This is a genomic window from Trichocoleus sp. FACHB-40, from assembly GCF_014695915.1.
GTDB lineage: Bacteria > Cyanobacteriota > Cyanobacteriia > Cyanobacteriales > FACHB-T130 > Funiculus > Funiculus sociatus.
This window is the reverse complement of the sequence record NZ_JACJPF010000100.1, coordinates 41450-57676: the sequence shown is the minus strand read 5'-3', so window position 1 is coordinate 57676 and position 16227 is coordinate 41450. Positions and strand designations below refer to the sequence as shown.

Genomic DNA, 16227 nt, shown 5'->3' with positions numbered 1-16227 from the left:
CTTCCGCAAAATCTAACATCGATTGGGGATGACAATATATCCTGTTGTGCGACCTAATACTAAGTTACGTTTTAGTCCCGAATACCACCAATCTGCTGCTATGTAGGCACATGGACACTACAATGACACAAGTTCGTCTCGCGCATCCCATTCCAATCAATATCCCACCAACATTAACACTTACGGTTACTCACGATCAGTTCGTTGAGTTGTGTGTTGTTAACCAAGATTTACAACTAGAACGCACAGCTACAGGAGAATTAATTATTATGCCTCCAACTGGAAGCATCACAGGAAATAGAAACTCAGACATTGAAGGACAACTCTGGTTGTGGAACCGTCAGACTAAACTTGGTAAGACGTTCAACTCTTCTACTGGTTTTCACCTCCCCAACGGTGCGGATCGTTCTCCTGATGCTGCTTGGGTACGTCAAGATAGATGGGACGCGCTTACAAGAGAACAACAAGAAGGCTTCGCCCCTCTGTGTCCTGATTTTGTTCTGGAACTACGTTCTAAAAATGACAATATGGAACCGCTAGGAGCCAAAATGAGGGAATATATGGATAATCAGGCTCGTTTAGGCTGGTTGATTGGCCGAAAGAATAAGAAGGTCGAGATATATAGGCAAGGTCAGGATGTGGAAGTGTTGGATAATCCTACTACTTTGTCAGGGGAAGATGTTTTACCAGGGTTTGTCTTAGATTTGACGGAAGTTTGGTCATAATCGATTATTTGTTTTGTTTAACTCCCATTAGTGCATTCGCAACCCAGGTGGAAAGCAGCCCTCCCAAGAAGAAAACGCTAAAGAAAATGGTTGTTAATATGCTAGGGTATTCTAAAAACTGTAAAACTACGATCATTAGCCATGCGATCGCTAAAATAATTGTGTAAATTGTCATAAATTTTCTCGCGCTTCCCGCCGGACATTGTAAGGTCGCCGAGACTGGTAGTAAGAACCATATTAAGGAGATTGCTGCTGCTAAAACATTGGGGTTTTTCGTAGTAAACCAAGCAGCAACAGCAATTATGATGCAAAGCGACAATCCGCCAAATAAGTTCGATTTGTTAATCTCTTCTTCGGAAAGGATTAATCTTCCGAATTTATCAAATCTTAGTAACAGGGTGAAGAGAGGGTCAGCAATCCAGGTAAGAACTACAAATGAAATGTAGGCAATACCTATTAACCATAGTAATGGATTTAAGTTAGCGACGGCGAGTCCACCTACTAACAAGCGGAAGAGAAAATATAAGCCAATACTGAAGAGCAATCTAGGACGATTATCTAATCGAGAGCAAAAGAGAAAGTATCGCAACATTACCCTATAAATGGGATTTTTGGCTTTCATCGCCTCGACAATTCCCTGTCTGGCCCATTCAAATGTAGGATTGAGTCGCAGTGCTTCGCGGAAACTTTCGGAAGCTTTGTTAGGGTTTTTTCCCTGCGTCAGGAGTATCCAGCCTAAACTAGCGTAGCTGGAGGCGTTTTCTGGGTCTTTGGAGATCGCATCCTCAATGGCTGTCTTAGCTTCCTGTGCGCGTCCTAGCTGCGACAAGGCGAGGGCGTGGTAATTTAAGCATTCCACGTCTTCCGGGTCAATAGCTAAGCCTTGCTGCGCTGCATTTAAGGCTTCCTGCCAAAGTCTTTGGTTGTATCGAATGCGCGATCGCAAGGCGAAGTAACCTGAATTTGCTGGGTCAATTCGGATTGCCTCAGCTAGCGATATTTCAGCATCTCTGAGATGCTCGCGATCGCATAAAATGTACGCCAAGATGTAATGAGCATACGCCCAATCAGGAGCCAGCCCAATTGCGATCTGAGCTTCTTGTGTTGCTTCCTGGTGCTTCTGGCGGTAACTCAAGCACAAGCCTAAAAGAGCGTGCGCGATCGCGCTATCGGGCGACTGGGTTAACTCCTGTCGCAGTTCCTTCTCTGCCATTTCGTACCGGGATTGCCCAATTAGCAATTGCGCCCGTTCTAAGTGTACGCCCATCAGATTTTCATATATTTGAGGATGTCGTCCAATCCGCTCTCATTAGCATACAAGGCATAGTTCCGAGCAGTCGAAAACCATTCTTCAGGCACTACCTTAACTTAGGGGAGCTTCTCCAGATGAAAAAGAAGGAAAAAAGCGTTCCGAAGGCGAGAACGATTAACCAAGTTAGCCAGAACCAAACGTCAACACTTACAAAAGGTAGCCCTGGTAATGGAAGAACTAACCCTGCCAGCCCAACTAACGCCATGATGGTTGTATATCCCACCATGAGGCTGCTGTGCCACCCCGCTGAAGATCGGAACGTTGCCGATACAGGCAGAAGCAACAATCCGAATAAAACGGGAGCAAACAGAGTTTTAGAATTTCCGGTCATTAACCACAAATAAAATGCGCTTAGTATTGCCCAAACTAAAGTCGTGAGCCAATAGGATTGCTTAAACTTCAGTTCGAGTAATAGGGTTATAAAGAGGTCTACAAACCAAGGCAAAAAGATTAACCATAACAAAACAATCAGCGCTAACCAAATCAAAGGATTGGGATTAGTTGCAGCAAGATTCAGCAATATACGGAATGCCAAACACAAGCAGGCAAAGAAGCCCAACAAAGCTTTCCCGCTCAAAAATCTGCCTAGTTGTAAACGGCGGTACGGGAATATTAGACACCTGTAAACTAGTCTGTATAGTGGGTTTTTTAACTTGATCGCTTGGATGAGTCCATCCTGTGCAGATTCAAAATTGGGGTTGAGTCGGAGTGCTTGGCGGAAATACTCCCAAGCTTTCGTGGGGCTTCCTTCCCGATTCAATATCATCCATCCCAAGTTGTTGTAGTTGCTAAAATTCTCCGGGTCAAGAGCGATCGCTTGCTCAGTCGTAGCGATCGCCTCCTCTGTTCGACCCAACTCGAATAGGGCAATCCCTTTGTTATTCAAACAGTCAGCATTCTCTGGCTCTATGTTAAGCCCCTGCGTCGCTGCTTCTAGTGCCTCCTGCCATCGCTTTTGTTTAACTCGAATGTTTGATAGTAGGATGAAATGGTTGGTATTTTCAGGATTTAGGCGAATTGCCTCTTTGGTTGCGTTCTCAGCTTCCAGAAGCTGATTGCGATCGCAGAGAATCCAACCCAGAACGTAATAACCATCCTCCCAATCTGGTGCCAGCTTAATTGCTTGCTCAGCTTCTTTTATTGCTTCCTCGTACTTCTTGAGAAACCTCAAGCACCAACCTAACCACGCATAAGCCTGGGCGCTATCTGGATCGACTGCTAATTCCTGCTGCAATTCCTGCACCGCCATCTCATAACGCGATTGAGCCATGAGAAGTTCGGCCCGTTCTAAGTGTACGCCCATCAGAATTTCATATATTTGAGGATGTCGTCGTACAATCCGCCCTCATTAGCATACAAGGCATAGTTCCGAGCAGTCGAAAACCATTCTTTTGTCGAAGGTTTCACTCCTCCCGCCGCCGATGCTAAATCTTTGGTAGTTAGTGGCTTTGGGATACCTACTTTCATCGCTTCAGCTAACTTCTTTTCTATTGCCACATCGACAACTGCCATTAAGTCTGCGCCGGAAAAATTCTCAGTTTTCTTCGCTAAATGGTCGTAGTCGATATCTTCCACTGGCTTACCTCGACACAACAAGCGTAAAATTGCCGCCCTTGCTTCAGCATCAGGCGGCGGTACAAATAATATGCGGTCAAAGCGTCCCGGACGGCGAAAAGCTGAATCTAAGTGCCAAGGTGCATTAGTTGCCGCTAAAATTAATACCCCTTCATTAGAACTCCTCACCCCGTCTAATTCTGACAGAAATTGGTTAATTACCATGCGGCTAGAATTTTGTCGCAAGTCCGCACGACTGGCAGCTAAAGCATCAACTTCATCAAAAAATAATACACAAGGTTGGTTGCGTCTGGCTTGTTCAAAAAGGTCGTGCAAATTGCGTTCACTGTTGCCCAACCACATATCTAATACATCGTTGATGCCTACAGAAAGGAAACCAGAGTTAATTTCGCCAGCTGTGGCACGAGCAAGGTAAGTTTTACCGCAACCCGGAGGGCCGTACATCAAAATTCCGCCCCCAATTGCCTTGCCGTAAGCTTTGTACAGTTCCGGCTGTTTGAGGGGATAAATAATTTTCAGGCGAATTTCGTCTTTGACCGCTTCCATACCGCCAACATCTGGGAATGCGATCGCAGGTTTTTCGACTTGGGTATCTTCTAAAGTTGGAAAGTCTCCCAATCCTGCCCGAATTTTGCCATCTACCACCTCTTGCACGTCCTCCTCTGCCCCAATTCCCAGCCTTTCGGCAAAATCAGCATCTTTAACAGCAGGATCGGTTTCAACGGCTCGGCGGTACTGACGAACAGCTTGTTCCACAGCACCCGCGTTCAAGAGAAGACGCGCATGAAGTAAAAAAGCACCCGCCGGACAATCCAAGCGCTTTATTTGATCTTCTACAATTACCAACGCTTGGGTATACTTTCCTTGTTGGTAGAAAGCACGAGCTAAACCTAATTTTAGCTGCTGATTTTCAGGCGACAAAACTAAGGCTTGGCGATACTCTTGTTCGGCTTCCTCTGGCTGTCCCAAACTTAGCAGAGTTTCTGCCAAATGTTGCCGTAAAGGTACGTTATCGGGAGAAAATTTTAAAGCCTCTCGGAGGGACGCGATCGCATCATTACTGCTAGTCATTCGTTTTTATTCCTTATACTCCTTCCCCGTTTCCGACTGGGAATGTTTATAATGCGGCTCTGCCTCATAATATTATTGACACTATAGATTACCAATTTCGAGAGGTTCAGTTGACTTAATGAGGTGCATTCCCGCCGCCGCAAATCTGGCAAAAGCCTCATCAGCTTGTTCTTTATAATCCACTATTCCCGGCACCACAACGGGCGATGTGCAATCTTCCAATAAATAAACTTTTTTAGCAAGACTGGCATCTTTGGCTTTAATTTCTGTCAATAAATCATCAATTGTCCAGGCAACGCAATGACTTTTTGCTTGACCAGCAATTATTACAGCATCAAATTCTAGCAGATAGTCGATAAATTTTGTATTCTTCTGGGCAATAGGGTTTCCATTCACTCCTTCTAATACTTCCGCACGCAACACAGAATAGTTTTCTGTTAAAGGATTGTCTCCCTTTACCTCAAACTGCGTTTGGCTATTCCTAGCAATGCAGTGGAAAAACAACGCCTCTTCCACCGCAGAAACCAAGGCGTGACCAATACCGCCCAACATGGAATGATAAGGCCATACGGTTAGCGGATATTTGCCTTTCTCACTCAAATGCTTGACATAATGTAAAGAATGTGATGCAAGATTAGAGTAATCTGCACCAACAATTCCAGCAACTGCTGGGTTTACCTTCCAGATACCTTGCTGGATATGTTCCGGTGTAATCATCGTGGCGGCGGGGGTGGGATGTTCTCCAGCGTCGTTAATCCAGAAGATGGGGTGGAAGATTTGGATGGCGGTGTGAGTATCCATTGTGGGTCAGATCGCGCTAATCTTCCCCAAATTCCGATAGATAAATTCGCACAACCGCACATTATCATTTACCGCACCCCTGACAAATAATTCAAAGTCGGGGATACAAAAGGTATTCTGCACATCAATCAACAACAGGCAAATGCGAGTTTTATCCTCGCTAGATGGAGGAATATCGTGCTTTTTTGCCCAATTCCGCGCGTCTTCTGCCCGTTGCTGATATGGCACTCGCCAAACTTCTCCCACCTTTTTAGCATCAAAGTGCGACGGAATCGGCAGTTGCTTTATTGTTTGTGCGTTCATCTTCTGTTCCTGCTGACACTAACTGGTTTAGCGGTGCAATTCCAGCCATATCCAGAATTTCGGGAATCAAATCTTCCCGCTTTACAGCCATCATATGAACACCTTGGCAGAGTTGACTAGCCAATTTGACTTGTTCAGCTGCGATCGCCATCCCTTCTTGCAACGGATCGTCTGCTGCTGCTAAACGGTCGATGATGTCTTGGGGAATATTTACACCAGGTACGCAGCGATTAATAAATTGGGCATTTTTGGCAGACTTTAGCAGAAAAATTCCCGCCATAATTGGCTTACCGCAGCCAGCAGCAATTTTGTCCATAAATTTTTCCAAACGGTCAAAATCGCAAATCAGCTGGCTTTGGAAATATTGCGCTCCAGCTTCTAGTTTACGTTCAAATCGGCTTTGCAATCCTGACCAACTTGCTAGTTGGGGGTCAACAGCAGCACCAGCAAATAAATCTGTAGCACCATCTGTGAGGGGTTTATCGTTCCAGTCGAAACCGAGATTCATTTTTTTAATTAAACCCAGCAACCGCACAGATTCCAGATCAAATACACTTTTGGCATCAGTATGATCGCCTGCTTTCACCGGATCGCCTGTCAGCGCTAAAATATTGCGGATGCCAAGAGCATGAGCGCCCATGAGATCGCTTTGCAGTCCGATGCGGTTGCGATCGCGACAAGCCATCTGACAAATCGGCTCGATTCCGTGCTGCAATAAAATTAAACTAGCCGCCAACGGACACATCCGCAACACCGCCCGACTGCCATCAGTAATATTAACTGCATGAACCCTACCTTTGAGGGTTTGCGCCATTTCCACCATGTGGACTGGATTCCCGCCTTTGGGGGGTGCTACCTCGGCGGTGATCAGGAATTCACCAGCTTCGGCGGCGCTACGGAAAGATTTAAACAGCATTGAGTTTTGGATGCTAGGCATTTGGTTTTTTTGTTAAGTATGGATTATGAAGGATAAAGAGAGTGTGAATTGTGCTGTAAGAATTGTAAAATTTCAGCTGTCCTTCATCCTTCAATCCCATCGCCTGGATTCTTTTACTGATTACCACTACCTTCTTGAAACTGCGCGATCGCAGACTGGATATCGTCTGCGCCCAAATTCATCGGTAAACTTAACTTCAACTGAGGATGACTCACTCAGCATCAATGTCATCCCACAGTTGAGAAACTGGTTTAGTTTTACCTGCCTTTGCTTCCATAAGCGACTTGTTAAGGCTTTCTAAAACAGACTCCTTGGGTTCATCATCTTCCTCTGTATCTTCTACGAACAATACAATTATCCGGACGCGGCTATGCTTATCCACTACTAAGGGTGTATCTAAGGATTGACCGTGTTCGTCAACATTTCCCATCACTTCTTGGGCTTTCATTTTCTCTACTACTGGTGCGAAACTGCTATCCTCACAATGGTACGGAATAACCCATAGCGGATTTTACTTGGGAGAGGGTAGAGGATGCGATCGCTTCGGCTTTCTCTCTTCCATCCCGCAACACCGATTCCAGATAACCCTTGTCATCCATCACCCCGTGATACTTTTCCTGAATTGGTTTCAAGGCGTTAATCGTTGTTTCTGTCAGCAACGGCTTAAACTGTCCCCAACCCATATCCTGACATTCCGCCGCCACTTCTTCCTTAGTTTTTCCAGAAAGTATAGTGTAGAGAGTCAGCAAATTTCGTGCTTCCGGCCGTTGGGAATCGTCAAACGTCAAACCGCGTACCGAGTCAGTCTTACAACGCTTAATCTTGTTTTGAATTTGTTCTGGAGTATCCAGCAAATTAATCCGACTCATATCCGAAGGGTCAGACTTAGACATCTTGCGAGTTCCATCAGTCAAACTCATCACCCTTGCACCCTCAGCGCGAATTAACGGATTTGGCAACTTCAGCACCGGATTTTCCCGACAAAACAGATAATTAAACCGATTAGCAATATCCCGCGTCAATTCCAAATGCTGCTTCTGGTCTTCACCCACAGGCACCTTATCCGCCTGATATAGTAAAATATCCGCCGCCATCAACACCGGATAATCCAGCAAACCAGTATTGACATTTTCCCCCTGCTTTACTGCCTTTTCCTTGAACTGGATCATATCTTGCAGCCAGTTAAGCGGCGTAACGCAATTTAGCAGCCAAGTCAGTTCGCTGTGCGCTGAGACATGAGATTGGATAAAAATGCTGCTGTAAGTAAGGTCAATACCGCAAGCCAAATACAAAGCGGCAATTTTATAACTATTTTCCGCCAATGTGGTTGGATCGTGCGGTGCCGTAATTGCGTGTAAATCCACTACACAGAAGAAATTCTCATACTGGCTTTGTCCTTCTACCCAGTTGCGAATTGCTCCCAGGTAGTTACCCAAATGCAGATTTCCGGTTGGTTGAACTCCAGAGAGAACGCGCTGACTTGCCATAAACTTCAATTTAACTGTTTGCGAAAGTTAAAAAAACACATTTATTTAGTTTGACATTTTCTTGCGTCTTGTGACGATACTCTGGTAAAAACAGACAGACAAAATTTTTCCTGTGTATACGGTTTACAACCTATAGCATTCCTAAATGATTCGTGAATGCAAGATACCCGACTTCTTAGAGAAGTCGGGTATCTGAATGGCTGGATTAAAATTCCGGGGATTGCTATATTTGGTAGAATTGATTTAACTTTATCTTTTACGGGAAACCACAAGTTCCAGCCGCTACATTCGTTCCCGACCAATTAGTCACATTACTTGTGCCAATATTATTAGTGGATATTCCATCCTCTGCCTGTATCGTCCCCCCAAGACTATCATCTAACAAAAGATTGCCAATTGTATTTTGACGCGATCGCAAGCAAACAATATCATCAACTCCACTCGTTATCACTTCTAAATCGCCCAATGAACCGCCTGTTAAAGTGTTCAAGGCGACACTAGCAAAAGTATTACTAGAACCAAAACTGTTAATCGAAAGCGACGTAAAAGAATTTTCTGAAATTTGATTCGAGTCAATTGTTAGCCGGAGTCGGGATGTTTCACTTGTCGTTGTAAAAATCCCGTTCAATCCATTTCTAGCAATTTGCTGATTATTGGAAACATTAATCGTTCCCGCTGCTGTATCGTTTAATTGAATATTTACCCCATTATTTTGATTTTCTTGAATCGTGTTGCTAGTAATATTGAACGTTCCCGAAGTGCTGTCGGACAGTAATATAGCAATACCGAACAAGCCATTTTGAGAAATTTCAGGATTGTTAGAAATATTGAATGTTCCAGTTGCTTGATCGTTCAGTTGTAGAGTAATCCCGTCGTCAAGATTTTCTTGAATACTGTTGTTGGTAATATTGAATGTCCCAGAGGATGTAGAGTCAAGTTGAATATTAATCCCCTTAAACTGATTTGTGGTTATCTGATTATCAGAAACATTAAACGTTCCAGAAGCATTATCGATAATTCTGATTTCGATTCCATCTGCGATGCCACTATTACTGCTATTGTTAGCGATCGCGTTCTTTTCTATGTTGAACGTCCCTGTGGCGCTATTGCTAAGTTCGACATTAACTCCGTCCCCGTCGTCAGCAGCAGCACCATTATTGGCAATACTGTTCTCTGTAAGCGACAGAGTGACTTGTCCTTGATTATTACGCAAAGAGAAGCCTTCCAAACCAGAATTGTTGATGGTGTTGTTAGCGATCGCTACCTGTCCAGTCACATTCTGAAGTAAAATACCCTCGCTTACAGAAGATGCGATCGCATTCTCTCGAATTGTCACATCGCTGATATTTGTCCCAGCAATACCAGCACCAGTAGTAGTAGCAATTTCAAACCCAGAAAGCGTAGTTCTATTACCTATTGTTACCGTTCCCGTCACCTGTGGACGCACACCAGCACCAGAGGACGGTAATTGTAAATCACCTTCTACCGTATTTATCAGCTGCACGGGGCCAGTAGAAAGCACCTGCACCCTATCAGGAATTTGGAAGGCGGGAATACTTGGATTTGTCCCTGGTTGCACATAAACAATATCCTCCGGCTGCGCCACAGCCAAAGCTGAAGCAACGTCTCCAGTTGGACTTTCAAATGTACCGTTACCCGTTCCTATCCCCAAATTAACGTGTTGAAATCTCCAAGGTTGACCAGTATTCGGGTTAGTAACAAAAATAGTTTCTTGTCGTGTAAATGATTCAACTTCCTGTTGCTCATCCACTACAATATTTACATTTCGGGCGACAGATTCTCCCAAACGCGCCAACACCGTATTTTCTTTACCTATATTTCTCGGACGAGTGCCAGGGAAATTCGCCCCCACACTTAGCACCAGATTAGTCCCAAAAGTAGCATCATTTGAAAGCGAAACTCCTAGCCGCAAATTATCAGTAGGACGGGCTTCTAAACGAGTGCTAAACCCCAAAATATCGGCACTACCGGGAGCATCATAATAATATAATCCAGCATAACCCCGCAGATCGCCCGTCTTACCTATCTGAGCAATTTTTGTACCAGCCTCAACATCAAATCCCGCCATCGCTGCTTCAAAACGGCGGTTAATTTGTCCTTGCTGAGTTCGAGTCTGGGCTAAAAAATTCCCCTGAAAGACAGGTTCTGATAAGGACATATTATTAGAAATAGTTTCTTGTGTCTTTTGGCGGGTATCGCCAACTGGTATATAAGCATTAGCGCGAACATCCCAATCCCCTAGGCTTTCAACTCCTACACCTAATTGGTTGAAGTTGCTATTTCCTGTGTCGCGAGTGTTGTAGGCGACATAACCGCCATAGACGCGGTTATCTTTAGAATTGTAAGTGCGATAACCTAAAACCAAATTACTACTGATGAGAGCATTTTCTGTTGATAATAGGACTCGTCCTTCTAGAAATGGCAGGTTATTACTTTTACCTGAAGATAGAGGTAAAAAACCTTCTAAGCTAGTGAACGAACTAGAGTAACCAACACCTGGCCCGCTGGTAAAGTTTACCCCCACACGCGGGAGAATTTTTACAGTTGATTCGGTTGGTGTCGCGGTTGTTTGTGCGGTTTCCTGGCTACTTATTGGAGGATTTTGTGCGGGTTCTGCGTTAACTTCTGGGGAGACTTTTCCAAACTCGTTTAAGGTACGAGGCGGCAACTCTACATCTGCTAATTTTTTCGGATTTGTAATTGGAGGTAAAGTATTTTTTACTTCAAAAGTTGTAGTATTAGTTTCGACTTCGAGTTTTTTTGCTTCCTCAGATACCTCAGTTACAGGTAAATCATTTTCTACAGTGGCGGTGTCTACTTTTACTTCTAATGTTTCAGATAAAGATTCTATAGTTTGTGCAGTGGTGGTGGTGGCAAGTATTCCCGAAACTAACCCGGAAACTAACACAGTGGCGCACAAGTATGAAGTTGATTTTTTCGGAAGCATTTTTTTTCTCCGACCTAAAGGATGTGGCGTTTTGAGCTAAATAATATTGCATTAATGGTAGCTGCTGGCTGCACCCCTGCCCTTTTACACAAGAATTGGGGGAGTGGAGATCCACTTTGTAGAGGCGGGGTTTCCGCGTCCTTGGATTGTGGCGTATGATATCGCCGACTTGATGGTATCAGTTCGCTGCACCCATTGACATAGGTGCAGCGACTTTACCTTCTAGGAATCCGGTTTTCCTACACTTAGATAGTGACGAAAGTGCTGGAAGCGTAACTTTGGAAAGTAGCAGCATTAACATTATTCAAAGCGGCTAACAACTCACCATTCGAGTTATTAGTAATCACAGTTTGAGTGCTTCTTTGCGTAATCGACACCTGACCTAAACTTAAACCGCCAGCTAAACCAATCAAATCTTCACCAACTCGGAAGTCAGTAATCATATCGCTACCTTCACCCTTAGCTAGGACAAAAGTATCACGTCCAGCACCACCCGTAAGAATATCGTTACCAGTACCGCCACTGAGTAAGTCGTTGCCAACGTCGCCCCAAATTTGATCGTTTCCAGCTTCGCCGTACAGCATATCGTTGCCGTAACCGCCGTAGATGCGATCGCTTCCCCTACCGCCCCAAATCAGATCGTCGCCACCGAAAGTTCCCGTTAGAGCGGTAGTATCACCGATTAAGTTATCGTTGCCATCGCCACCGTAGATGCGATCGCTACCCATACCACCACTCATGGTATCGTGACCGCCATAACCATTAATCAGGTCGTTTTGAGCTGTTCCTACCAACGTTTCGGAAATGGCAACTAAACTATTGCCGTTGATAACGTTGGTGGTGGCAACATCGTTGTCGATGTTGGTAACAGTCACATCAACCGGATTTAGGTTGTTATATTTACTGTCAGCGCTAACAGCGGGGTTAGTAAGGATCTTGTAAGCAAGATTACCATCAACCAGCGTATCGTCAACACCTTTAACGGTGACAGTTTGCGCCACATTCCAGTTATTCGCCGTGAAAGTGAGCGTATTTGTGGAAACAGTGCCTTCGGTGGTGTCGGAACTGGCTAAACCTAGAGCCACGTTAGCAGTCGGTTTGCTATTTAGCTTGACGCTGAAGCTTGCCGTACCACCTGCTTCGCTAGTATTGCCGCTGATTGGGGTGATGGTGAAACCTGCGGTGTCGTTATCGGTGATATTTCCGACTCCTTGAGCATCGGCAATTGTGGCTTTGCTGGGATTAGACAGGTTGACAAAAAAGCTTTCATTTGCTTCATCCACCCTGTCACCATTCACAGCTACCCGGAAGGTTTTGCTAGTGACACCGGGATCGAAAGTTAAGATGCCCTGGGTGGCGGTGTAGTCGCTGCCAGCAGCAGCAGTATTGTTAGCGGTAGCGTAGTTGACACTGACAACACTGCTGCTGGCGTTGGAAAGCGAAACCTGGAACTCAGCATAGCTGACACCCCTGTTGCCTTCAGTAATCGTGACATCACTGATGCTAATCTTCGGTTCCGGGTTGACGGTAATGTTGAAAGTCTTTGGTGCTGAGATATCGACACCACCATTGGCGGTTCCGCCGTTGTCTTTGGCGCGGACTTCGATGGTTGCAGTGGTGCTAGTGGTAAGGTTAGCAACTAGGGTGAATGTTAGGTTGCCCTGAGCATCAATGGTGGGCGCGGCTTCAAAGATGTCTGCGTTATCTACTACATTAACTACGTAGCTGTCAAGTGTTTGAGTTGATTCGTTGGCTGCACCCGGATTAAAATTAGTAGCCCATCCGGTAACGGTTTGCACTCCCGAATTTGCCATGACGACTTGAGAAGCGCCTGCATTGAAGGTGGGGGCATCGTTAACTGCGGTGACGTTAAGATTTACCGTGGCGGTGGAAGTGCCGCCTTGGTTGTCGCTGATGGTGTAGGTGAAGCTGTCAGCACCGTTGTAGTTGGCACTGGGGGTGTAGGTGTAGGTGCCATTAGCATTCCTCACCACTGTGCCGTTGTTGGGCTGGGCAATCTCGGTGATGGTCAGCGCATTGCCCTCGGCATCGGTGTCGTTAGCTAGCAGTTGCGAGATGATGAGTGGCGTGTCTTCGTTGGTGGTGAGGCTGTCGTTGGCAGCGACGGGGGCGTCGTTAACTACGGCAACGTTGATGGTTTTAGTGGCGGCGATGCTGGTGCCGCCATTGCCATCGGTGAGGACAAATTGTACGCTGCGTGAAGCGGTAGGATTGTCGGAAGTGTTGCTGTAGCTGATACTTCTGAGCAATTCCTCAGTAACGATAGGTGCGGCATTGTCATTTAAGTTGATGACGAGATTGTTGCCGTTGTTGCCATTGCTGGTGATGGTGCCAATCGGAAATTCCGTATAGTAGACGGTGGTGTTGCGTACAAAGATATTGCCGTTTTTACTGATACTAAGTTGGTCGGAGGGGCTGCCGCCTGCGGTGTAGCTGACGGTGAGGGTTCCGCCTCCAAAGTTGGCTGAGTCGGGGTCTGCTACCGTAGCGATGCTGTCGATGGCTATAGGGGCGGCGTTTTCGGTGTAGGAGACGGCTGCACCGGGAAGGGTGACGGTAGGGGCATCGTTGACGGGGGTGACGTTAAGATTTACCGTGGCGGTGGAAGTGCCGCCTTGGTTGTCGCTGATGGTGTAGGTGAAGCTGTCAGCACCGTTGTAGTTGGCGCTGGGGGTGTAGGTGTAGGTGCCATTAGCATTCCTCACCACTGTGCCGTTGCTGGGCTGGGTAATCTCGGTGATGGTCAGGGCATTGCCCTCGGCATCGGTGTCGTTAGCTAGCAGTTGCGAGATGATGAGTGGCGTGTCTTCGCTGGTGGTGAGGCTGTCATTGACAGCGACGGGGGCATCGTTGACGGGAGTGACGGTAATGCTGGCTGTCTCAGAAGCAGTGCTGAAGGCGGTTGCGCCACCACCAACACCAGGGTTGACCCCAGTAGTGCCGCTGGCGCGTCCGTCTGTGGCATCCCAAGCGCGGAAGGTGATTCCGTCTGCGACGCTGCCATTGTAGTTGAGATTGGGGACGAAGCGGATACTAGCTGTATCCCTTAAAACTGTGGCAGAGGTGGGGGAGACAGTGAAGTTACTCCAGGTCGTACCGCCGTTTATGAAGTATTGCCAGGTGCCGTTGGTATTGTCTACACCTGTGACGGCGATGCCTTCGACAGCACCCGTGTCAGCGTCGGTGATGGGGTTGCCGCCAGCACCACTGGCGATGAGGGCAGAAACAAGGGTGCCATTGTTAGTGGTTGGGTCTTCGGTAATTTCTATTAGGGTAGGGTTCCCCGTGTTGTCCAAGACGGGAGCTTGGTTAGCGGCGACGATCGTCCCATAAACATTACCGTTATCCGTATCGGTGCCAGCACTATTAAGGGCAGTATTCCCACTAAAGGTCAGATTAGAAGCGCTGACAGTGGCACCCGTATTCACGAAAATCGCACCGCCCTTGCCCTGACCATTCTGACCTCGACTTCTAGGGTAGTTGTAGGTAGGTGCGCCGCCACTGCCGCCAACAGTTGAGTTGTTCTGAAAATTGGTGTTGATTAGGTTTAAGGAGCCAGATCTGATAAAAATAGCCCCGCCAAGCCCTGCGCCACCGCCGCCGCTGCCGCCGTAGCTCTCGAAGCCGCCGCTGCCGCCAAAACCGCCAATGCCTGCGCCGCCAAAACCGCCAATGCCTGCGCCGCCGCCGCCGCCGCCAAAGCCGCCGCTGCCACCAAAGCCGAAGGTGCCGCCGCCGCCGCCGCCGCCAAAACCGCCACTGCCACCAAAGCCGGAGCCGACGCCGGGGATGCCGCCACTGCCGCCACTGCCACCAAAGCCGGAGCCGCTGCCGCCACTGCCGCCGGCTATGCCGCCACTGCCGTTGCTACCAATGCCGCCACTGCCGCCTAGCGCCTGATTACCATTGAAGACAACGCTGTTAACGTTGACAGTGCCGTTGTTGATGAATAGGGCACCCCCCATCCCGCCGCCGCCGCCGCCGCCGCCGGCGGCAGCGTTATTACCATTGCCACCTTGTGCCAATCCATTGGCGATTGTGAGGTTCGAGAAGCTGACAGTGCCGTTGTTAACGAAGAAAATCTGAAACTGATTATTACCACTGATAGTGTTACCACCACCAATAAAAGCGATATTGCTATTAATTTGGGGCAGTGCACCTGCAAGGGTAATGTTGCTTGTGAGGGTAATCGTGTCGTCTCCGGCTAGGGTGTTAGCTGAGTTGATAGCGGCTTGCAGTTCAGCAGATGTACCAGCGTTGAAGTTAGCCAGAACATCGCTATATGCCTGCATTACTCCAAGCTGAAACGCCAAGGGTGTCTCAATGCTGCCCCCTGCAACTTCTAGCACCCAATCACCCCCCAACGCCGCACTCCCCGTCAAGTCATCAGAAGCCGCAACATCCGCCCTCGTCAATTGACTCAGCTGTTGCACAAAGGCTTCCCCAGTCTCTCCAGATGCCACATCGCAACCATACAGGAGAATATCCGCATCAGCTGTTAAAGCACTCGCCCACTGCTGTAGAGAGTTGCTGTAAGCTTGCAGGTTATCTGAGTTAACTGCACTCGCTCCCAGTTGCAAACTACCTTCAGCACCGTGGGAGACGATGTGAACGCTGGCGATGTCGCTGCGATTTGCCAGCACTTCGGTAATCTGTGCTACACCATCTCGCGTCGAGTCGAGGATAATTACTTCTGTCCCCGGTTTCACACCCGCCGCCAGACTTTCTTTATCCGCAACTGTGGCATCGATGAAAACAATCTCTTTATTTGCGGTGGTGGAAGTAACTTCAGTCATAGAATTGGTGGAGTCTTGATTGAGGTTGGCGTTCTGGTTGAGGTCTTGCACGGTGAGGATTCCTTATAGTTAGTTACTAGAAGCCATCAGAATTCGGGCGCGAATCGCTTTACATCGCGCTGCCAAATAACTTGGTGGTATTGACAAAAAATTAATTGGTAAAAAGCTTGCCACCAGTGGGTTAGGAGTCTGACGCAGATGGCGTTGTTTGGGTGGCAAGGTAAGTGAGGG

The 16227-nt window shown here is 47.1% G+C and carries 9 protein-coding genes and 2 pseudogenes; 1 reads left to right on the top strand and 10 read right to left on the bottom strand.

What is annotated here, in order from left to right:
* Positions 1–12: 12 nt before the first annotated feature.
* A pseudogene (locus H6F63_RS31175) lies at positions 13–138 on the bottom strand (DUF429 domain-containing protein); the annotation flags it as partial.
* On the opposite strand from H6F63_RS31175, the gene H6F63_RS22735 reads away from it, so the two are divergent.
* Entirely contained in the window at positions 123–725 is a 603-nt protein-coding gene (locus tag H6F63_RS22735; protein ID WP_190639681.1) for a Uma2 family endonuclease, read from the top strand. The pseudogene H6F63_RS31175 and the gene H6F63_RS22735 sit on opposite strands and share 16 nt — an antisense overlap.
* Before the next feature lie 4 nt (positions 726–729).
* Here the strand turns inward: H6F63_RS22735 and H6F63_RS22730 are convergent, their stop codons facing one another.
* The 9 genes and pseudogenes from H6F63_RS22730 to H6F63_RS22690 form a co-directional block, all read right to left on the bottom strand.
* Positions 730–1992 (bottom strand): tetratricopeptide repeat protein, encoded by a 1263-nt coding sequence (locus tag H6F63_RS22730; protein WP_190639680.1) that lies wholly within the window; start codon positions 1990–1992, stop codon positions 730–732.
* A gap of 91 nt (positions 1993–2083) precedes the next feature.
* Positions 2084–3340, bottom strand: coding sequence for a tetratricopeptide repeat protein (locus tag H6F63_RS22725; RefSeq protein WP_190639679.1), 1257 nt, complete (start codon positions 3338–3340; stop codon positions 2084–2086).
* The gene (locus tag H6F63_RS22720) at positions 3340–4683 is read right to left on the bottom strand and encodes an ATP-binding protein (protein ID WP_190639678.1); all 1344 of its coding nucleotides are present in this window, start codon (positions 4681–4683) and stop codon (positions 3340–3342) included. Before H6F63_RS22720 ends, H6F63_RS22725 begins: the two co-directional genes overlap by 1 nt.
* Before the next feature lie 81 nt (positions 4684–4764).
* Positions 4765–5787: pseudogene (locus tag H6F63_RS22715) on the bottom strand (isochorismatase).
* On the bottom strand, positions 5741–6724 hold the full coding sequence (locus H6F63_RS22710; RefSeq protein WP_190639677.1) for a methylenetetrahydrofolate reductase: 984 nt from the start codon (positions 6722–6724) through the stop codon (positions 5741–5743). The pseudogene H6F63_RS22715 and the gene H6F63_RS22710 overlap by 47 nt, the downstream one beginning before the upstream one ends.
* 211 nt (positions 6725–6935) lie before the next feature.
* Positions 6936–7172 carry a hypothetical protein gene (locus tag H6F63_RS22705; protein ID WP_190639676.1) on the bottom strand — a complete coding sequence of 79 codons (237 nt, stop codon included), beginning with the start codon at positions 7170–7172 and terminating at the stop codon, positions 6936–6938.
* Positions 7173–7203: 31 nt separating this feature from the next.
* Entirely contained in the window at positions 7204–8211 is a 1008-nt protein-coding gene (gene trpS / locus H6F63_RS22700; RefSeq protein WP_190639675.1) for a tryptophan--tRNA ligase, read from the bottom strand.
* Between the two features lie 256 nt (positions 8212–8467).
* A complete protein-coding gene (locus H6F63_RS22695; RefSeq protein ID WP_190639674.1) occupies positions 8468–11179 on the bottom strand; it encodes a right-handed parallel beta-helix repeat-containing protein in 2712 nt (903 codons plus the stop codon).
* A 245-nt stretch (positions 11180–11424) separates the two neighbouring features.
* Complete coding sequence (locus tag H6F63_RS22690) at positions 11425–16047, bottom strand: DUF4347 domain-containing protein (protein WP_190639673.1); 4623 nt, start codon at positions 16045–16047, stop codon at positions 11425–11427.
* Between the last annotated feature and the right edge of the window lie 180 nt (positions 16048–16227).

Coding starts and splice junctions, on each gene's coding strand:
- H6F63_RS22695 (WP_190639674.1), bottom strand. CDS start 11,179: ATGCTTCCGAAAAAATCAACTTCATACTTGTGCGCCACTGTGTTAGTT.
- H6F63_RS22720 (WP_190639678.1), bottom strand. CDS start 4,683: ATGACTAGCAGTAATGATGCGATCGCGTCCCTCCGAGAGGCTTTAAAA.
- H6F63_RS22735 (WP_190639681.1), top strand. CDS start 123: ATGACACAAGTTCGTCTCGCGCATCCCATTCCAATCAATATCCCACCA.
- H6F63_RS22725 (WP_190639679.1), bottom strand. CDS start 3,340: ATGGGCGTACACTTAGAACGGGCCGAACTTCTCATGGCTCAATCGCGT.
- H6F63_RS22730 (WP_190639680.1), bottom strand. CDS start 1,992: ATGGGCGTACACTTAGAACGGGCGCAATTGCTAATTGGGCAATCCCGG.
- H6F63_RS22705 (WP_190639676.1), bottom strand. CDS start 7,172: ATGAAAGCCCAAGAAGTGATGGGAAATGTTGACGAACACGGTCAATCC.
- trpS (WP_190639675.1), bottom strand. CDS start 8,211: ATGGCAAGTCAGCGCGTTCTCTCTGGAGTTCAACCAACCGGAAATCTG.
- H6F63_RS22710 (WP_190639677.1), bottom strand. CDS start 6,724: ATGCCTAGCATCCAAAACTCAATGCTGTTTAAATCTTTCCGTAGCGCC.